We start from the raw sequence: 20,197 nt of genomic DNA, 5'->3' as shown, positions 1-20,197 counted from the left end.
CGCGATAGGGCGAGAGAATAGCGTGACTATGCGACTGTGCGCGAGAGGGAGGGTTCATTAACTGGGCAGAAAGTGGGTAGACAAGAAAGACCTTCAAATGACTGATTGGCCTAAAGGAACTCAGCGCATATTTTGAGTTTTGCCGGTTCGAATTTCGGCGGGAACGTTGCCTTGAGCGTCACTGCCGAAATTAAACGTAGCTTATCGATTAAGCCAACGATTCAGTACCCTGGCGAATGTTAGTCGGCAACTCTTCAGTAAGAGTTGGCATCTTGTGTACACCAGATAAATACTCTTTAAACTCACGCTTTCCTATATTTTTGTATTTAGGGTAACCTGATCTGCGAACAGACGACCTTGACGATGCAAGGTTTGATGATGATAGTTTTGCTCGTGGCAATGTAAAGGGTGCAGCCTGCAACTTATCAGCGGTTTGCCAAGGTGATTGAGGTGTAAATTTTATCGAGTTTCTGATTGGCAAACCAGGGGCCCGGCTAGCAAGCTCGATCCTCTCCAGGTCAGGGATTGAACGCCCCACTCCAGCAGCCTTCTTTACAATTGAACTCAGAGCAAAACCAACGCCCGCAACAGCTAACGCACTGCCCACCCCCATAAGCACCCCACTGAGCGTTGGATTCGATTCTTTTACGTGAGTAGACACATAAATTGACCCACCTCCAGTGAGCAATAACCCAGCCGCCAAAACCCCACTTAAGAAAGACGAAAAATGCCCGGTCGGGTCTATGTATTTGATCGGATTGTTTAGCCCATACGCATACGCATTCAACCCACCCTCACCAAACGGGCTAAAACTGTCCGGGCTGTTAAAGCGCATCAGCACCGGGTTGTAGGCGCGATAGCCATTGCCGAGCAGGTAATGGCCGGTTACCAGGTCAGGCTGCTCGCCGTTGAAACCGGGTAGTGCTGCGACTGTCTGCTCGGCTTGACGATGCCCGAACGGCGTATACGCGATATCAACCTGCCTCCCGTCTTCGCTCGCGTGCAGAACGCTGTTGTGCAGGTCACTGGCGATCATCGTCGTCACGACCTCTTCGCCCTCGCTACTCTGCTGCGCCAGTAACTGGCCGCCTGCGCGGATACAGGTTCGTTGCCTGTCGCCCAGTAACTCGGTCATCAGTTGTTCGCCGTCATAGAACCGACTGGAGAGGACCTGAGCCAGCGGGTTCAATGTGGAGACACGGTCCAGCGGGTCGTAGGTGTACGTGCAGAGGAGAGCCATGATCGATCCTTGATGATGGAGTAAGCGTTCAGGTGAATCAGGCTGGAGAAATCATGTACAGATAAACGTATCAGTACATCATGCGACTCAATTCGTCTGCCCGATCACCCCAAGGGCGTGTTTCTCGAATGGCGCTAGCGGTATCAGCGAACTCACTTTTTAAACTTGAACGCCTATCATTGAGCAGTTTTATATCTGCCCCTGCATCCTCCCAACGCTTGATGCGCGGGTTGAATGTCCGAACGGCCAGCACTGGAATCACAATGCCTATTGCAGTCGCGAGCAAAACATCCTTGGCAGGGCCGTCAGGGTCGACCGCGTTGATTACACGGCTTACGGTAAACACGGTGCTCGCTGCGATCTGGCCGAGTGCCGAGGAAGCTGTCAGTTTCGTCGATAGCGAAGCATTGCCCTTGGCGACAGCCTTTATCGCAGGAACAGCCGCCTTTACACCCAGGTAAGCACCGAACAAACCGAGCCCTATCCACACAAATGAAAGTATCTGACTCTCATCTATCTTATGCCCGGTCGGATCAGACCGATTAACCGGATCACCCGCGCAGTACGCATAGGCATTCATACCGCCCTTGCCAAACGGGCTCAGGCTGTCCGGGCTGTTGAAGCGCATCAGAACGGGGTTGTAGGCGCGATAACCATTGCCCAACAGATAATGACCGGTCAATGGGTCGGGGCGCTCACCGTTGAAGCCTGGCAGTTGGTTCAACGCTTGCCTATGCCCATAGGGGGTGTAAGCGATAGGGTCAGACAAGCTGGCCGATACGGTGTGGAGCACGCTGTGCTGTTGGTCCGAGCCGATCAACAGCGTAGCGAGCGCTGACTGAGTGGCCAGCAACTGACGGTCTCGATGCAGGAACCGAACGTGTTCTGCCCCCTGAATCTCGCTGACCAGGGTGTCGGACTGATAGAACGAGCGGGCAATGGCACCTGCCATCGGCGTACGAGTCGCGAGCCGGTCAAGCGCGTCATAGCGGTAACGGCACAGGGTAGTTTGCTGGCGCATGGTGAGTAACCGGAGTGGTCTTGATCGGCGAGGCAGGCCTCTTCAGACACACAATGCATTGCAGGGACCGCAGCGGCTACTCGTAGAACTGCTAGGTTGCGTCAGGGGCTGTCAGTGGCTCTGAACACATTCCAGCGAGCGCTCCAGCTCGGCCTTGGCCATGTTGATCAGATGCACCACCGAGAACGCAAGATCACGTTTCAGGCCCTCAAGGTTGTCACCGGTTTCAGAAGCGGTGGCAGAGGCACAGCGCAGTATTTCACTGACCTGTATCAGGGAATCTTCAAGAGAGTTGGGGAGCGGTGGAGACGGGGTCGAGTTGATCATCATGCGTGCCTCTGCAAGTAGGGCCATCAGATGTTCGCTGCTAAACAAACAAGGGTGGCGACTTTGACGCGGGTTAGCAGACCGGTAGAGAACACAGACCCGGCGCACTCGAAAGTGCCCCACGCAAAGCCGCCATAAAGCGGTAATTGCGCTGCGTGTCTCTGGACAGGCTGCTAAACCCGATCGCTGAAAAATCAGCGACCGACGCAGCCTAGTGCGCAGAGTTGGCAGGCACAAGGGCCCGGGATTTTCTAGGAAAGGTCATACGCAGGAAAGAGAAAAGACTGAAGGAAATGTCCCGCAGGACAGGTTTTTCGTGAGCGGAAGTAACCTGATTTGTTCAGAAGAGGACGCAGAGCGTCCAGAACGGCATTCCCACGCGGAGCGTGAGGAACGATAGGCGCCCGGGAGATCTTCTATCGTTCCTCACGCTCCGCGTGGGAATGCCCTTCGTGACGCTCCGCGTCGTCCTCAAACCGCACGGATTAACTGCCCTCTGTGCCGTGCGCTTCTTCGAAGAAGTAGTCCTTCCAGCTCGCCGCCTTGTTTTTCAACACGCCCAGTTCATGCAGTTTTTCGGCGTAGATGAAGGTGCGCTGCGGAGTGACGGTGAAGTCGATTTCCGGGTCAGCGACGATTTTCTCTACCAGCGGCAACGGCAGTTTCGATTGCTCGACACGGATGTAGGTCTGCGCGGCAGCGGGCTTGTCGGCCTTGATGATCTTCTCGGCTTCGGCCAGCGCGTCGTAGAACGCCTTGTAGGTCTTGGGGTTCTCGTCGTGGAATTTCTCGGTGGTGTAGAGCACGTTGAACGTCGCCTGACCGCCCAGCACGTCATAGGAACTGAGCACTTTGTGGACGTTGGGGTTTTCCAGCGCCTGGTACTGGAACGGCGGGCTGGAGAAGTGCGAGTTGATTTCCGAGCCGCCCGCCAGCAGCGCTGCGGTGGCATCCGGGTGCGCCAGGCTCACCGAGATGTTGTCGAATTTCTTGTAGTTGTCGTTACCGAACACCTTGGCGGTCTCGATCTGCAAGGTACGCGACTGAAAGCCCACACCAGCAGCCGGCACAGCGATGCGGTCCTTGTCGGTGAAGTCCTTGATGGTTTTCACGTTGGGGTTGTTGGTCAGCAGGTAGTTGGGCATCGAACCCAGCGAGGCAATCGCCTTGACGTTCTGCTTGCCCTTGGTGCGATCCCAGACGGTCAGCATCGGTGGCACACCTGCCGACACCACGTCCAGCGCACCGGCCAGCAGCGCTTCGTTCATCGCGGTGGCGCCGGAGATGCTGTTCCAGTCGACCTTGATGTCCAGCCCCTGCTCCTTGCCATGTTTCTCGATCAGTTTCTGATCGCGCACCACGTCGAGGATCAGGTAGCCGATGCCGAATTGCTGAGCGATGCTGATCTTGCCTTCAGCCTGAGCGCCGCCACTGAGCAGCGCGCCAAACAAGCCAAGCGTCGCCGCCAGCACAGTCAGTGCCGGGCGTTGAAATGCAGTGTTCATGTGGTTCCCACCCTGATTATTCAAAAAAAGACGGCGTTTCAACGCTGCATGCCCCAGCGCTTGACGGTCAGGCGCTCGATGTTGGCGAACAGCAGGTTCTCGACCAGCAGGCCGATGAGGATCACCGCTGCCAGACCGGCAAAGACCTTGTCGGTATACAACTCGTTACGGTTCTGGAAGATGTACCAGCCCAGACCGCCCTTGCCGGAGGACGCGCCAAACACCAGCTCGGCGGCGATCAGCGTGCGCCAGGCAAAGGCCCAGCCGATTTTCAGACCGGCGAGAATCGATGGCAGCGCAGCAGGAATCAGGATGTGCCAGACAAAGCGCAGGCCTTTGAGACCATAGTTGCGCCCGGCCATACGCTGGGTTTCCGAAACGCCGAGAAAACCGGCGTAGGTATTGAGCGCCAGCGCCCACAGTACCGAATGCACAAGAACAAAAATCAGACTGTTCTGCCCCAGCCCGAACCACAGCAACGCCAGCGGCAGCAGGGCAATGGCCGGTAGCGGGTTGAACATGGCGGTCAGCGTGCTGAGCAGGTCGCGGCCCAGTTGCGTAGACACTGCCAGCGTGGTCAGGGCGAACGCCAGCACGATGCCGATCAAGTAGCCCTGAATCAGTACAGTCAGGGAAATCCAGACCTTGCCCGGCAACTCGCCGGAAATCAGCCCGTCATAAAAGGCGGCTGCCGTTTGCAGAAAGCTCGGCAACAGCAGGTCGTTGTTCTGCAGGCGCGCGGCAAGCTCCCAGATGACGGCCAGCGCGATCATGATCACGCATTTGCGCACCCAGCTCAGTTGCCAGATGCGCTGTGCCAGGGGCAGATCGCGGGCCAGGTCTTCCTGAGTGAAAGGCTCCAGCGTGATTTCATATTCTTCGCGAGCGGGAGGTGCGAGGCTCATGGTTCGGGTTTCCCGGTAATCGTGTAGATAGGACGCGGAGCGTCCTGAAAGGCATTACCACGCGGAGCGTGGGAACGATCAAGGCAGTCGTCTAGTAAGCAATCCGGATGTCCTGAAAATTCAGATCCTGCTCCACTGGCCCGGCCTCGCCCTCATCGAACAACAAACGATGAATACGCTGCGCGGTCTGCTGAAAGCCAACGCCGCCCAGGCTTTTCAGGTCATATTGATGGCTGTTGATTTCCGCCCGTACGCGGCCGGGATGCGGTGACAGCAGCAGGATGCGGTTACCGACCACCAGCGCTTCTTCGATGGAATGGGTAACGAACAGCAGCGTGAAACGCACCTCGTCCCATAGCTCCAGCAGTTCTTCCTGCATCTTGCGCCGGGTCAGTGCATCAAGCGCGGCGAACGGCTCGTCCATCAAGAGGATTTTCGGCTGCATGGCCAGGGCTCGGGCAATTGCCACACGTGCTTTCATGCCACCGGACAAGGTATGCGGATAAGCATCGGCAAACGCGCTGAGGCCAACTTTTTCCAGGTAATAACGAGCGCGCTCCAGCGCCTCGGGACGCTTCAGGGTGCGTGACGCCAGCAGCGGAAACATGACGTTCTCGATCACGGTTTTCCACGGCGGTAACTGGTCGAATTCCTGAAACACCACGATGCGGTCCGGGCCAGGTTCGGTGACCTGATGACCTGCCAGACGAATCTCGCCCTCGCTGGGCCGGATGAACCCGGCTACGGCTTTGAGCAATGTGGACTTGCCGCAACCGGATGGGCCGAGCAGCACAAAACGATCGGCCGGGTCGACCTCGAAACTGACCTGATGCGTCGCCCGGACCACGCGCTCTGGCGTGCGGTATTCAAGGCTTACACCGCGAACGTGCAACAAGGCTTCAGTGGTGTGCTGAACAGTCGGTTGCGGTTGGGCGCTCGTGCTGGCCGTGTGGCCTTGCGCGACAGCATTCATGAACGGCTCTCCTGAATCAAAATGGCGCGGTGCCTTGAATGGTCGTGCGATGCAGTTTGCGTCGCAGATGGGCCGGGCAGCCGGCAGCCAGGTGAATCAGGGAACGGTTGTCCCAGAACACCATGTCGTTGGCTTGCCACTGATGCCTATAGATGTGCTCGGGCTTCACGCTGTGGGCGTAGATCTCGTTGAGAATCTGGCGGCTCTCGTCTTCCGGCAGGTCAAGAATCCGGGTGGTGAAACCTTCGCTGACAAACAACGCCTTGCGACCGGTTTCAGGATGCGTGCGAACAATCGGGTGGCTGACTTCGACCACCTGGGCCAGTTGCTCGGCGGTCAGGGTCGGACGCCAGTTGGCCGCGTTATGGCCCTCGGCGTAGCGCGCGGTGTAACTGTGAACCGCCGAGCGCCCTTCGACGGCATCACGCAGGTGTTGCGGCAAGGTGTCCCACGCCTGATGCATGTCGGCGAACAGCGTGTCGCCACCTTCGCTCGGCAACTCTTGTGCGTAAAGCATCGAACCCAGGCTTGGCAGCTCTTTGTAAGACAGGTCCGAATGCCAGTATTTACCGGCATCGCCCAGCCCAACAGGCTTCTCGTTCTCGACAATGTTGGAAACGATCAGGATTTCCGGATGGTTGGCCAGCAGAAACTGCTTGAGCACGTGGATCTGCAACACCCCAAAACGACGGCTGAAATCGACCTGCTGCTGCGGCGTGATCTGCTGATCGCGGAACACCACAACGTGGTAATCCAGATGCGCCTGATGCACTCGCGCAAAATCTGCGTCGTTCAACGGTCTGGACAGATCCAGCCCGACGATTTCAGCGCCCACCTTTCCGGTGAATGGACGCACTTCGAACGATTGCGAAGCAGGTTGAGCGGGCGATAAAGCGAGGGAGGCTGCTGGCATGAGAACTCCGACTCCAGAACAGTGTGACTGAAAGACGAAACTCTATAGATATAAGAAAGAGAATTTAAATACCGTTAAGGAATATCCATAGTGCTGAATTTTTCGCAGGCTCACTGTGTAGCGTCAGCCAGCATAAATGTGTCACGACAGATACATCCAAGTGTAAGACCGCCTTGCTAGGGTCGGCGCCTCATCCGAATCGAGTGAAGCGCCAGCTATGCGATCCAATAAACCGGTTGCCCATATAATGGTGTCGTCATTGATACTTTCGCTGCTTGCCGTCTCGGTTCAGGCAGCGAGCCGTGCCAATGACAATCGTATAAACGGTGTCGACCTGCTCTCCGGGTTCAACACCCTGTGGACGACCGGTGCGACCTGGGACACCGGCACGCCGACTGCCCTCGGTCAGAGCCTGCTGCGACGCAACCTGCAGATCGTGGTCGACCGCGCCAACTCGCGCACGCTGGCGCAGGAAACCGCCGCCTACTTCGATGACCGCCGCGACCAGAGCTACAGCGCCATCAGCGGCCTGGGCTCGCTGAGCGATGCTTACAAAGCCGGCGCGGGCGCGTTCACGACGATCACGCAATTCGACGACAGCAACAAAACCGTCAGGTACGACGACAAGGGCAATGGCGCAGGCAGTTCATCTTCGGCGCTGGGCAAGGTGGTCGATCTGGTCGGTGCCGTGCGTAACGATGCCTCCACGACCCCGGCCAAGTCCCACTATCTGTATCCACGGCCATGGCGGCAGAGCCTCGACGGACAGAGCCTGGCATTCGTCGTCGCGCCGTCCCTGCGCCCGGCCGAAAGCACCACGCCGGCCAGTGACTCGGGCTTCCCCAGCGGGCACACCAACGCTGCCTACCTGTCAGCCTACGCCTTGGCCTACGCGATCCCCGAGCGGTTCAGCGAGTTGATGCTGCGTGCTTCGGAAATCGGCGACAACCGCATCGAAGCGGGCATGCACTCGCCCTTCGACGTGATGGGCGGGCGAATCACCGCGACCTATTTCGCCATCGACAACCTGTCCAATTCCGCCAACACGCAATTGCGCGCCGATGCTCGCGCGCAGGCGCTGACTTACTTCACGGCGCAATGCGGTGGCAACATCAACAACTGCATAGCGAGCATTGACCCGGCCACTGACCGCACTTCCCAGCATGCCCAGGACAAAGCGCTGTATACCTCACGCATGACCTACGGTTTCGATCCGGTCGGCCCCACCAACCTGGCTCCGGTAGTGCCGACCAACGCAGAAGTGCTGCTGGAAACCCGCTTTCCGTACCTGGACGCCAGCCAAAGACGCGAGGTTCTGGGGACCACTGAAATATCTTCGGGCTACGCGGTAATCGATCAGTCAGGTGGCTACGGTCGCTTGAACCTGTATGCCGCAGGCGATGGCTACGGCGCGTTCAATTCCAACGTCACCGTCAACATGAACGCCAGCCTGGGCGGCTATAACGCCATCGACGCCTGGCGCAACGACATCAGCGGCAGTGGCGCACTGATCAAAAACGGCACCGGCAACCTGATCCTGACCGGCAACAACACCTACTCGGGCGGCACGCTGATCAACGGCGGCACCCTGACCGGTCATGCCCAGGCCTTCGGCAGCGGCACGATCACCGACAACGCAACGCTGGTGGTCGATCAGTCCACCAACGACACCCTCGCCAACACCCTGGCGGGCAGCGGCGCGTTGATCAAGCGCGGTGCCGGTTCGCTTAACCTGACCGGCAACAGCAGCCTGTCCGGCGCGACGACCGTGCAGGCCGGTCGCCTCGCAGTGAATGGCAACCTCGGCAACTCCATCGTCAGCGTGCAGCAAGGCGCAACGCTGGGGGGCAACGGCACCGTCGGCGGCATCAACGTCGCTCAGGGCGGTGTGGTTGCACCGGGTAATTCGGTGGGCCAGTTGAACGTCAACGGTGACGTCAATCTGGCTCAGGGCTCGGTTTACCAAGTGGAGTCGGACGCCAATGGCAATGCCGACCGCATCGTCGCCAGCGGCCGTGCGACCATCAATAACAGCACGCTGTCATTGGTTGAAGGCGGTAACTGGGTAGCAGCAAGCCGTTACTCGATTATCTCCGCAGCCGGTGGCGTCAGCGGTGCATTTGCGGCCGTGCAAACCAACTTCGCGTTCCTTACGCCGACGCTGAACTACACCGCGACAGACGTCGGGCTGACGCTGAATCGCAACGCACAAACCTTCGCCAGTCTGGCGACCACGCGCAATGCCAGTGCCGTTGCTCAGGGGCTCGACAGCGTGGGGGCAGGCAATGCCCTGTGGCGACAGGTGGTGCAGGACGACGCAGCAACCGCACAGGCGACCTTCAAGGCTCTGTCCAACGAGCTGCACGCATCGACTCAATCTGCGCTGATCGAAGACAGCCGTCTGGTGCGCAACGCCATGAACGATCGCATGCAGCAGGCGCAGTCCGCGCAGTCATTCGGCAGCACTACGCAAACCCTGGCTGGTGATGCCTCGCGTGGCGTGGTGTGGACTCAAGCCATCGGCGCGACCGGCCAGACCGACAGCAGCCGCGACGCTTCAGGCCTGGAAACCCGCACCAGCGGCCTGCTGTTCGGCGCCGACGTACCGCTCGACGACACTTGGCGCATAGGCGCACTGGCAGGCTTCAGCAACAGCAGCTTCGACCTGCGCCATGCGTCCGGCTCCACCGACAGCGACAACTATCATCTGGGTGTCTACGGCGGCGCGAAATGGGGTCAACTGGGCCTGCGTCTCGGCGCAGTGCGCACCTGGCATGAACTGACCGCCAAGCGCACGCTGGACCTGCCGGGCTCGTCCGAGCACTTCAAGGAAGACTACAAAGCAGCGACCAATCAGGTCTTCGGCGAACTGGGCTACTCCATCGAAATGGGCAATGCGCTGCTCGAACCCTTCGCCAACCTCGCCCATGTGCGCCTCGACACCGACGCATTTGACGAGAACAGCAACGCCATCAGCCTGGAGAACAAGTCGCAGAACAACCACATCACCTTCAGCACCCTGGGCCTGCGCGCTGCCACTCGCTTGAACGCTGGCAGCGTGACGATCAAACCCAACGCCACACTGGGCTGGCGTCGCGCCTACGGTGACGTCACCCCGGAAAGCCGCGCAGCCTTCAGCGGCGGCAGCACCTTCGAACTCTCCGGCGCACCGATTGCCCGCAGCGCCGCAGTGCTCGGCGCAGGTGTCGACCTGGGGTTGAGCGATACGCTGAGCGTGGGCCTGAGTTACGACGGTCAGGTGAGTAACGATGCTTCGGATCAGTCGCTGAATGCTCGGGTGACATTGGCGTTTTAAGGCTGAAGCGGCGGCTGCTCTCTGTAGGGGCGGAGAGTAGCCTGCCAAAGTTATCAGGGGGTCTGAGCGCTCTTGCGTTGACCCTCAATTCCATCCAGCTCTAACCCTCTCGTTTTCATTTCCCGGCCTCCCGATCAGCCTCAACAATCGAGGTCGGGAATGGGCTGCGTGCCTTTGCAAACCACCACAGGGCACCCGCCCCGATAACGCTCGTCAGCACGGCCAAACTCAGGATGACCTGGCGAATGCCCAAGGGCGCTGCGAGCAGGGCCACCAGCAAACCTGCCAGAGGCTGCGACAGGTTGTTGAGCAACGTGATCACGCCCACCGTCTTGCCGAAGTCCTGAGGCGGTATCACCCGCTGCCGGAGGGTGCGCATGTAGACGTTGAACATCTTGTCGAAGCCGACGATCAACAAAAAACCCAGCGCATAGCCAATCAGGTTCGGAATCAGGGCGCTGATAAATGCCCCGATCGCGATCATTGAATACCCGACACCGCCCAGCACCCGCAAAGGCAGCACCACACGGGCCAGGAAGAACAGGATCACGATAGTGGTCACTGCCCCCGCCGCCTGCAGCCCTGCATAGTTATCCTTGCCTGCGCTGTACTCGCCGATGACCATGGCTGCCGAGGTCGCCAGAGTGACGCCGACGATCAGGTTGACCCCTACTGCCAGCGTGATGATCTTTTTCAATTCGGCCAGGCCACGGATATGCCCGAACGCAATCCGCAGTGGCTGCAGCCAGATGTCTTGATGCTGCTCGAACACTTCCAGCTTAAAACGGCCAAGACGTTGCCAAGCCAACATGCAGAGGTCTGCCAGCAGGAATAGTCCGGCGATCCAGAGCACTACCCAGTGCCAGGCCCACACCTCCAGCATCAGTGCCGCCACCAGCGGCCCGAGAACCAGCCCTGACTGGTCGGCGATCTGGGAATAGGACAACGTTTTGGTGTAGCTGTAGTGCTGAAAGATATGCGGCATGAGCACTTCGCGCGCCATGATGCCTTGCGTGGTCAGCACCCCGCACAATGCCGAGAGCACCACGAGCCATCCAATGCCACCAAAGAGTGCGTAGAACACCATCGCCAGCACGCAGAGCAATGCCCGGTAGACCTGGCTGATGTGCAGAATTCTGATAGGCGAATACTTGTCGCACAGCGCGCCGCACAACGGAAACGCGAGAAACCTCGGTAACGATTCGACGAAAAACGCCAGCCCCGCCCATGAAGCGCTGTTGGTGGTCTGGAACACCACCAGCGGCACAATAAACAACAGGATCTGATCCGCCAGCCTGGACAGGAAAAGCGAGATGAAGAAAGCGAGGTAATCCTTGCGCATGAAGAACTCCGTTCAGTACTGGCAGCGCGTGCGTCAGTTATCATCGCTCAGGTCATAATCGGCTTGATACATCGATGCTGATGCGCTCTCTCCTGTCAGCTTGTGGAGAAATACCGATGAACTCATCGCCAAGGTATTCGGCCGTTCTGGCCACCCTGTTGATGGTCCTGCTCGCAGCTTGCAGCGCAGTGCCAGGCACTTCCATGAAAACTGTCGCCGTTGCCCAGTCAGACCCGGGCGAAGGCGGTGTTCCCGCATTTTACACATGGCCGGATAAAGTGCCGTCGACACCGGGCCAACTGCTGCGCTCGGAGCCGCTGACGGCCACGCAGAGCCTTGAGAGTGCCGGACAGAATGTCCGCATCCTGTACACCTCGACAGACGGGCTCAACAACCAGCCAGTCGCAGTGTCAGGAGCCTTGTTCATGCCCAAGGGTGAGCCGCCAAAGGGCGGATGGCCGCTGATGGCGTGGGCGCATGGCACGGTTGGCAGCGCGGACATCTGTGCGCCTTCCTTTGCCGGGCGCAGTGATCGCGACACGCGCTATCTGAATGAATGGCTCGGGCGGGGCTACGCGATTGTGGCTACTGATTACCAGGGTTTGGGCACGCCGGGGCTGCACCCGTTCGGGCTGAGCAGTCCGCTGGCGTATGGTGTGCTCGACAGCATTCGTGCGGTTCAGAAGGCGGACTTCAATCTGTCTTCGCAGGTGGTTGTGTTCGGGCAGTCGCAGGGTGGCCGGGCCGCTTTCGCAACGGCCGTCTACCAGAAGACTTATGCGCCCGAATTGAACATTGTCGGAGTGGTTGCGACCGGGACGCCGTATCCGATGGCTCAATCGCATGAGAAACATGCCGGACCGGACACCTTCCGCGATCAGGTCACGCCATCGCTGGCCTATAACCTGTTGCGACTGAGTACTGCCGCGCTGATTGACCCGTCGCTGCATCCTGCCGATTACCTGAGCGACCGCGCAAAGCCCGCGTTCGAAACCAGTCAGCGTGAATGCCTGCAAGCCATCGAGCGCAAGGTGGTCGCGGATGGACTGACATTCAACAACAGCTTCAAACGCTCACCCGATAAGGCACTTGATCAGGTCAATCGCCAATCGGACTACCCGACGTTAAAGTCGGACATTCCGGTTTTTATCGGTACGGGAGGCAAGGATGTCATTTCACCTGTTCGCAGCCAGATCGCGCTGGTGAAAGACGCGTGTAAGGCTGGCGACCGCATCGAGTGGCATTACTACCCGCAGCTGGATCACTCCGGCGCAGTGAATGGCTCGCTGCCGGACTCCACACGTTTTGTCGAGAAAGCGTTTTCAGGGGCGTTTATGGCGGGGAATTGTGGGGCGATGCGGAGCGACGCACGATAGACGAGATTATCGTTCGGTACGCTCCAGCGTCGAAGTGCCTTGCGTGACGCTCTGCGTCACAGATCTGTGCCGCGCCACATGCTCGAAAGAGGACGCAGAGCGTCCAGAACGGCATGCGACGCGGAGCGTCGCACGATAGTTGGATTACGCACGACACTCAGTGGGTCAGAACGCAGGCAGTACCGCGCCGTCGTACTTCTTGTTGATGAAGTCTTTGACTTCCTGGCTGGTCAACGCTTTCGACAGTTTTTCGATGGCGTCGGTGTGAGCGTTGTCTTCGCGGGTGACGAGGAAGTTAACGTACGGCGAATCGGCACCTTCGATGATCAGCGCGTCTTTCTTCGGATTGAGCTTGGCTTCCAGCGCGTAGTTGGTGTTGATCAGGGCAAGGTCAACCTGCTTCAACGCACGTGGCAGTACAGCCGATTCCAGTTCGCGAAATTTGAATTTCTTCGGGTTGGTTGCGATGTCTTTCGGCGTGGACAGGGCGTTGGTCGGATCCTTCAGGGTGATCAGGCCACCTTTTTGCAACAGCAACAGTGCGCGGCCTGCGTTGCTGCCTTCGTTTGGAATGGCGATGGTTGCGCCTTCAGGCAAATCAGCCAGTTTCTTGTACTTGCTGGAGTAGCCGCCGAACGGTTCGACGTGTACGCCCACGCCAGTCACCAGATTGGTGCCTTTGCCCTTATTGAAGCCATCCAGATAAGGCTTGGTTTGAAAATAGTTGGCATCCAGGCGCTTTTCGCTCAATTGAACGTTTGGCTGCACGTAGTCAGTGAAGACCTTGATTTCCAGGTCCACGCCTTCTTTGGCCAGGGTCGGCTTGATCAGCTCAAGGATTTCCGCGTGCGGTACGGGCGTCGCGCCGACTACCAGCTTTTCGCCCGCGTGAGCCAGGCCAATCGAAAACACAGCCGCCAGAGCGGTCATCAGAAACGTCTTTTTCATGCAATGTCCTTAGCGAAATCCGAGAGCGTCATCAGAAAATGACGCTTTATTACTCAATGGTTTGCCGTCGCGCGATCCAAACCCTGCGACATCATGCTGACATTACCGAGATTTTATATTCCGATAAAAGACTTTTTAATCGAGTACTTATATCTTTTTTGTCTCAAGCCTTCATGCAGAGTTCTGCTCAAGCTGCGATGTCACCGTTTCGAGCAATCGCCGCAGCGCGCAAAGCTGTTCTCGATCGCCGCCGCTAACCAATAGTTTTGCCTGACGCTCGATCAGCGTCAGCGGCGCGGCAATATCCGGCAGATTGATATCTTCAGCCCGAATTTCATCACCGCTGCTGACCAGCAAGGCAAAGTGAATGACGTTCTCCAGCTCACGTGTGTTGCCGGGCCAGCTGTGAGCTTCAAGCGTGCGCTGTGCGTCTTCGCTGATCAGTTGCACAGGCAGGCTAAGGCGCTGGCTGTAGATACCGACAAAGTATTCGGCCAGCGGCAAGATGTTGCCCGGTTGCTCGCGCAACGCCGGCAGGTCAAGACGCCCCTCGCTCAGGTAGTGATAAAGCCGCTCGTGAAATTTTCCGGCAGCCACCGCCTGCGCCAGATCGATGCTGGTGGCGGCTACCAGACGCACATCGACCGGGCTCGGCTGGTGCGCGCCAACTCGCGTGACTTCGTGGTTTTCCAGGGCGGCGAGCAGCTTGACCTGAATCGGCAGCGGCAGGTCGCCGATTTCATCCAGATACAAAGTGCCGCCGTTGGCCGAGCCAAACCAGCCGGCCCGACTGCTGACCGAACCGCTGTGCGCTCCGGCGGCATAACCGAACAACTCCGCATCGGCGTAAGTCGGGCTGATGGCACCGCAGTTGACTGAAACGAACAAGCCCGAGCGATCACTGCCGCGATGAATATGCCGCGCCAGTAATTCCTTGCCGGTCCCGGACTCGCCACGGATCAAGACCGGCAGTGAACGAGGTGCCAGCTGTTCCATTTCTTCGCGTAAACGGCGCGAGCGCGGGTCGATGAACACCAGCGCCTTGGCGCGAATGCTCAGCGGGCTTTTTTCTGCATCGGGGAAAGTCAGCAGCGGCTGACCGAAATTTTCGTGAAGGCTCATGACACACTCCCGCCTGAGCCCTTGCGACGGCTCAAGCGTTTAAAAGACAGGACCCGTTGGGTCGATAAACAAGCTGCCGCTCATGCGCGCCGACGCGCATGCTGCTCCAGACGGTTTTGCAGCCGGTACAGGTAGGCGAACCCCTGCTCCCAGCGCTGATGACCGGACTTGACGTTGATATGCCCGGCCTGACTCAGAAACCCGACTTCCGCGCCCCAGTGACGGGCCATTTCCATAGCGCGCTGAGAGCTGACCGCAGGGTCGTTGTCAGAACTGACAATCTGTGTCGGAAACGGCAGCAGATCATCAGGGATCGGCGCAAAATTACGCAATGCAGGCGGGCAATTCGGACGCTCGACGTCGGCAGGTGCTACCAGCAACGCACCTTGCACCTGACGCAGAGTCTCCAGCGGTGCGAGTTGTGCCCAATGCGCGACCGTCACGCAACCCAGGCTGTGAGCGATCAGGATCACCGGCGTGCTGTGTGCTGCAATCGTGCGTTGCAACTCGCCCACCCAGTCCTCACGGCGTGGTTTGAGCCAGTCGGCCTGCTCCACGCGCGTACTGTTGGGCAGGCTGTTTTGCCAGTGGGTCTGCCAATGATCATCAGGAGACCCTTGCCAGCCTGGCACGATCAGATACCGGATCGACTCGTTATGCATGGATTCGCCTCCTGCATGTATGCGTTCATGAGACGAGTATAGGGATGGAAGTTATATTCGCTAAGGAATAAGAAGCTATTTATTAATTCCTAAAACGAATATCAGCTATCAGGCAAAAAAAGAAGCCGTCCCCTGCCTTCGAGGAACGGCCTCTAATAAAAAATCACTTTCAGAGCAGAGAATATCCGCGCTTCGTTACAGGATTACGACGGCCTCAGGTTGCGGGAACAGCTCGAGAACCCGATTCGTCAACGCTCAGCGCCACGGCCTCGTCGTTTTGCGGTACTTCACGGGCGACGGTCCACACCACAATGGCGGCGACGATATCGAAAATCGCCAGTACCACGAACAGTGGGCTGTAACCGATTTTGGTGACCAGCACACCGAACACCATGGTGAACGCTGCAGCGCCCAGAAAACCGAACATCCCGCCCATGCCAGTCGCCGTGGCAACCTCGTTTTTGCCGAACGAATCCGAGGTGATCGAGTACAGTGCGCCCGACAGTGTCTGGTGCGCGAAACCACCGATGCACAGCAATGCGATAGCGGTGTAAGGGCTTTCGACCAGCCCGATACAGGCCGGGCCGATCATGCATGAGCAGCCGAACAGCATGACCATCTTGCGGGATGTGAACAGCGAAACCTTGCAGTATTTGTAAAACAGCGGGCTCAGATAGCCGCCCAGTACACAGCCGATGTCAGCCGCCAGAAACGGCAGCCAGGCGAACATCGCAACTTCCTTGATGTTCATGTGGCGCTCGGTCATCAGGTACAGCGGGATCCATGCGTTGAAGGTTTGCCAGGCCGGCTCGGACAGGATGCGCGCCGAAGCAATAGCGTAGAAATTGCGGTTCTTGAACAGGCGTTTCCAGCTGCCTTTCTGGGCAGGTGCATCCTTGAGGCGCGATTCCTGGCCGCTGAGGATGTAGTCACGTTCGGCATCGCCCAGACGCTTCTGGTCACGCGGGTGCTTGTACAACAGCAGCCATAGCCCGCTCCACACGATGCCCAGACCACCGACAATCAGAAACGCCAGCTCCCAGCCGCTTTGCAGAATGGCCCAGACCACCAGCGGGGGCGCAAGCAATGCGCCGAACGACGAGCCAATGTTGAACCAGCCGATGGCAACCGAACGCTCCTTGGCCGGAAACCATTCGGTCGTGGCCTTGACGCCTGCGGGCAGACCCGCCGCTTCGGTCAGCCCGAGCATGCCACGGAAGATGGCCAGGCTCTGCCAGCCCGTTGCGAACGCTGCGGCAGCGCAGGCAGCCGACCAGGCAATGGCGAAAATCGCAAAGCCCATCTTGGTGCCGATGGCGTCGATGATGTAGCCCGCCACCGGTTGCATGATGGCGTAGCACAGCTGCCAGGCGACGACGATGTGCGCGTACTGCTCGGTGGAAATGCTCAGTTCGCTCATGAGCGTCGGCGCTGCGACGGACAGCGTGTTGCGTGCAAGGTAGTTGACGACCAGGCCAGCTGTTACCAGCCCCACCATCCACCATCGAATGCCTTTTATTTTCATCTCTTCACCCTGTTTATTTTTAGATTGGCGATGAGCGTCCCGCGGCCATGACCGTGAGGCGGCTGGTTTTATGTAACTTCAGGTTACGGGCTTTTTAAGCAGGGTTATCGAGGTAATTCGCCGACAAACGGGCGAAAATTTTGACAAAATGGGGGAGATAAACTTTTTTACTGCCTGAGAAATCAGACTGGTCATGGACTTGTTACTCTTTGAATTATTTTTGTGGTTGTAATTTTCTGCAAGTCTTAAGTTGTCGTACAACATGGCGCATTTATAGTCATTTGCCATGCCAGTGTCAAATGACATAAACGCCAGGCCTCCGCTGAATAGCGGTTATCGGAGTTTTACTGGGAAGGCTCGGATTTTTTGTTATACGACAACTGCTTGATCGAAGCGTGTTCATAGTCCGCTTTGACCTATTCAGCGCTGCCCGACGCTCTCCCGACCGTGACGATTGCCGCCCGATGGCAAGAAACGCGTCTATAAGGCTTGCACAACTGTCACAAAAGCTTTCATTCTTGGTCACGGCGTCAGGCAAGGGAAATGCCCCGTGAAACCTTGTCCGCACTGCTAGACGCTGAATCACCTCATGTCAGGGAGAGGCGTCCACATGCCTGAGCCAAGCAGTCTCGCCAGCTGGACCCCTGCACTGCGCAAGCAGCTCGATGCCTTGGGCGTGGACAGCAACGCGTTGTGTCAGAGCGCGGGCATAGATCCGAATATGCTGGATGATCCCGGAGCACAGTTTCCCTCAGACATCACCGCCGCCCTCTGGCAGCGAGCGGTACAGGCCTGCCTCGATCCAACCCTGGGTTTACGTGTCTCGCGTTTTGTCAGCCCCACGTCGTTCCACGCGCTGGGCTATACGCTGGTGGCCAGCGGTTCACTGCGTGAGGTTTTCGAGCGCATCGTACGTTACCGCTCAATGGCCGAGGACTCTCTGGAGCTGGACTTCAGAACGGTGGGCGAGCGCTATGAATTCCGCTTCGGCACGCCGAAATCGTGTCAGTTGCCCGCTCATGAGTTGCTGGATGCATTCGCCGCTATTTATGTGCGTACCTGCCGCAACCGGTTAGGCAGGAGCTACGCGCCGCTGGCGGTGCATCTGCAACGTCCCGCGCCTGATAACCCGCAGCCCTGGCAGGATCTGTTCCGCTCACCGGTGATGTTCGCGGCGCAGGAGAATTTGCTGGAATTTGGCGGTGATCAGTTCGACAGCCACCTGGACGACGGCCCGGTACAGGTAAACGGGCAGGAATCCAGGGGCGATCCGTTACCTTCGCTGATCTGGGAACAGCGCGTGCGCTCGGCCATCGAAACCCTTCTGCCGGATGGCGAACCCACCGCAAAAACCATCGCCGAAGCCCTGCACCTGAGCACGCGCAGTTTGCAACGTCATCTGGCCGACGAGGGCTGCTGTTACGACCTGCTGCTCAATCAATGCCGCCAGAACCTGGCATTGCTGCACATGAACGACCCGCACAGCTCGCTGAGCGAAATCGCCTACCTGCTGGGCTTTACCGATACAACCAGCCTGAGCCGCGCCTTCAAACGCTGGACCGGACTGACACCGGGGCAGTATCGCAACGGATTGGTGCGCTGAGCGTGAGGAACGATCATCAACTACTGACTATCGTGCGACGCTCCGCGTCGCATGCAGTTCTGGACGCTCTGCGTCCGCTCTTGATTAAGCGGCGCGGCGCACACGCAAGGCATTCCTACGCTGGAGCATGAGGAACGATCATCAACTATCGTGCCGACGCTCCGCATCCGACCCTATAGGGTAGTGGCGGGCTCAATCCGCGCCAGCTCAGGCAAATCTCCCGACAACCCTAACGCTTCGCGCACGAACAGTGCCTTGGCTTCGGGCATCCGGTTGACCATTTTCAAACCGGTGTTACGCAACCAGCGCAGTGGCAATTGGTTGGCCTGAAACAGCCGTTCGAAGCCTTCCATTGCGGCCATCAATGCCAGGTTGTGCGGCATGCGACGACGCTCGTAGCGGCCCAGCACGCGCAGGTCAGACCAGCGTTCGCCACGCCCGGCAGCGTGGGTCAGGACTTGCGCCAGCACGGCTGCGTCGAGAAAGCCCAGGTTCACGCCCTGCCCGGCCAGCGGGTGAATGGTATGCGCCGCATCGCCAATCAGCGCCAACCCCCTGGCAACGTAACGCTTGGCATGACGCTGACGCAGTGGCACACAAACGCGCTCATCGGCAGACACTACCTGGCCCAGACGCCCTTCGAATGCCTGCTCCAGTTCACGACAGAACAGGTCATCTTCCAGCACCATCAGGCGCTCGGCTTCAGCCGGTGTGACTGACCAGACAATAGAGCACCAGTGCTCGCCCTCGCGCTCCAGTGGCAGAAAAGCCAAGGGGCCGTCATCGGTAAAACGCTGCCAGGCAGTTTTCCTGTGGGAATCAGCGGTGCGCACACTGGTGACGATAGCGTGATGCAGGTAATCCCACTCACGGGTCGGCGTTTCGGTCAGCCGGCGCACGGCGGAATTGGCACCATCGGCCGCCACCACCAGCGGTGCACGCAACTGGCGGCCGTCGGCCAGGGTCAGCAGCCAGTCATCTCCGGAGTGGCGCATCTGCTCAAGCCGCGCATTGGCCAGCAAGCCGATGTCGCTTTCATGCAGGCGATCGAGCAACGCATCCTGCACCACACGGTTCTCGACGATATGGCCCAGCACATCAGCGTGCACGCTGGAGGCAGAGAAGTGAATCTGCCCGGTGCCGCTGCCATCCCAGACCTGCATGTGCGCGTACGGGCTGATGCGACGGGCCGCGATGCCTTCCCACACGCCCAGCCGCTGAAGAATTCGCTGACTGGCTGTCGACAAGGCACTGACTCGTGGCTCAAAAGCCGAGTGTTGGTCAAAGGGTTTGACGCTCAGCGGCCCACCGTCGACCACCAGCACATCAAGACCGCTGCCCTGCAACGCCAGAGCAAGGGCACTGCCGACCATTCCGGCTCCGACAATCAGCACATCTGCGCGCGTTTCCATGGTCAAA

The 20,197-nt window shown here is 58.6% G+C and carries 16 protein-coding genes; 3 read left to right on the top strand and 13 right to left on the bottom strand.

What is annotated here, in order from left to right; translation table 11 throughout:
* Positions 1-208 precede the first annotated feature (208 nt).
* The 7 genes from KP808_RS01650 to KP808_RS01620 all read right to left on the bottom strand — a co-directional run bounded on the left by KP808_RS01650 (position 209) and on the right by KP808_RS01620 (position 6,884).
* A complete protein-coding gene (locus tag KP808_RS01650; protein ID WP_230017329.1) occupies positions 209-1,240 on the bottom strand; it encodes an RHS repeat-associated core domain-containing protein in 1,032 nt (343 codons plus the stop codon).
* A 70-nt stretch (positions 1,241-1,310) separates the two neighbouring features.
* A complete protein-coding gene (locus tag KP808_RS01645) occupies positions 1,311-2,261 on the bottom strand; it encodes an RHS repeat-associated core domain-containing protein (protein ID WP_230017328.1) in 951 nt (316 codons plus the stop codon).
* A 111-nt stretch (positions 2,262-2,372) separates the two neighbouring features.
* The gene (locus KP808_RS01640; RefSeq protein WP_005747748.1) at positions 2,373-2,588 is read right to left on the bottom strand and encodes a DUF6124 family protein; all 216 of its coding nucleotides are present in this window, start codon (positions 2,586-2,588) and stop codon (positions 2,373-2,375) included.
* Positions 2,589-3,073: 485 nt separating this feature from the next.
* Positions 3,074-4,093: an ABC transporter substrate-binding protein gene (locus KP808_RS01635; RefSeq protein WP_230017327.1), complete on the bottom strand. Its 1,020-nt coding sequence runs from the start codon at positions 4,091-4,093 to the stop codon at positions 3,074-3,076.
* A 38-nt stretch (positions 4,094-4,131) separates the two neighbouring features.
* A complete protein-coding gene (locus tag KP808_RS01630) occupies positions 4,132-4,998 on the bottom strand; it encodes an ABC transporter permease (RefSeq protein WP_003317308.1) in 867 nt (288 codons plus the stop codon).
* Between the two features lie 91 nt (positions 4,999-5,089).
* Entirely contained in the window at positions 5,090-5,971 is an 882-nt protein-coding gene (locus KP808_RS01625) for an ABC transporter ATP-binding protein (RefSeq protein WP_058402788.1), read from the bottom strand.
* Between the two features lie 16 nt (positions 5,972-5,987).
* Positions 5,988-6,884, bottom strand: coding sequence for a TauD/TfdA dioxygenase family protein (locus tag KP808_RS01620; protein WP_058402787.1), 897 nt, complete (start codon positions 6,882-6,884; stop codon positions 5,988-5,990).
* 217 nt (positions 6,885-7,101) lie between these two features.
* On the opposite strand from KP808_RS01620, the gene KP808_RS01615 reads away from it, so the two are divergent.
* Positions 7,102-10,200, top strand: a complete 3,099-nt coding sequence (locus KP808_RS01615; protein ID WP_230017326.1) for an autotransporter domain-containing protein — start codon at positions 7,102-7,104, stop codon at positions 10,198-10,200.
* Between the two features lie 115 nt (positions 10,201-10,315).
* Here KP808_RS01615 and KP808_RS01610 read toward each other — a convergent pair whose 3' ends face one another.
* The gene (locus KP808_RS01610) at positions 10,316-11,542 is read right to left on the bottom strand and encodes an MFS transporter (RefSeq protein WP_230017325.1); all 1,227 of its coding nucleotides are present in this window, start codon (positions 11,540-11,542) and stop codon (positions 10,316-10,318) included.
* A gap of 116 nt (positions 11,543-11,658) precedes the next feature.
* Between KP808_RS01610 and KP808_RS01605 the strand changes: the two genes are divergently transcribed.
* Positions 11,659-12,918 (top strand): lipase family protein, encoded by a 1,260-nt coding sequence (locus KP808_RS01605; protein ID WP_230017324.1) that lies wholly within the window; start codon positions 11,659-11,661, stop codon positions 12,916-12,918.
* 165 nt (positions 12,919-13,083) lie between these two features.
* Here the strand turns inward: KP808_RS01605 and KP808_RS01600 are convergent, their stop codons facing one another.
* The 4 genes from KP808_RS01600 to KP808_RS01585 form a co-directional block, all read right to left on the bottom strand.
* Positions 13,084-13,866, bottom strand: coding sequence for a MetQ/NlpA family ABC transporter substrate-binding protein (locus KP808_RS01600; RefSeq protein ID WP_058402782.1), 783 nt, complete (start codon positions 13,864-13,866; stop codon positions 13,084-13,086).
* A 171-nt stretch (positions 13,867-14,037) separates the two neighbouring features.
* Positions 14,038-14,988 (bottom strand): sigma 54-interacting transcriptional regulator, encoded by a 951-nt coding sequence (locus KP808_RS01595; RefSeq protein ID WP_230017323.1) that lies wholly within the window; start codon positions 14,986-14,988, stop codon positions 14,038-14,040.
* A gap of 80 nt (positions 14,989-15,068) precedes the next feature.
* Positions 15,069-15,650: an alpha/beta hydrolase gene (locus KP808_RS01590; RefSeq protein WP_230017322.1), complete on the bottom strand. Its 582-nt coding sequence runs from the start codon at positions 15,648-15,650 to the stop codon at positions 15,069-15,071.
* A 214-nt stretch (positions 15,651-15,864) separates the two neighbouring features.
* On the bottom strand, positions 15,865-17,148 hold the full coding sequence (locus KP808_RS01585) for an MFS transporter (protein WP_230018776.1): 1,284 nt from the start codon (positions 17,146-17,148) through the stop codon (positions 15,865-15,867).
* A gap of 637 nt (positions 17,149-17,785) precedes the next feature.
* Here KP808_RS01585 and KP808_RS01580 point away from each other — a divergent pair.
* The gene (locus KP808_RS01580) at positions 17,786-18,778 is read left to right on the top strand and encodes an AraC family transcriptional regulator (protein WP_230017321.1); all 993 of its coding nucleotides are present in this window, start codon (positions 17,786-17,788) and stop codon (positions 18,776-18,778) included.
* Between the two features lie 173 nt (positions 18,779-18,951).
* Here KP808_RS01580 and KP808_RS01575 read toward each other — a convergent pair whose 3' ends face one another.
* Positions 18,952-20,190 (bottom strand): 2-octaprenyl-3-methyl-6-methoxy-1,4-benzoquinol hydroxylase, encoded by a 1,239-nt coding sequence (locus KP808_RS01575; RefSeq protein ID WP_044324888.1) that lies wholly within the window; start codon positions 20,188-20,190, stop codon positions 18,952-18,954.
* Positions 20,191-20,197: the final 7 nt, after the last annotated feature.

The sequence above is a fragment of the Pseudomonas savastanoi genome (assembly GCF_020917325.1).
Classification (GTDB): Bacteria; Pseudomonadota; Gammaproteobacteria; order Pseudomonadales; family Pseudomonadaceae; genus Aquipseudomonas; species Aquipseudomonas amygdali.
This window is presented reverse-complemented; position numbering and strand designations above follow the sequence as displayed.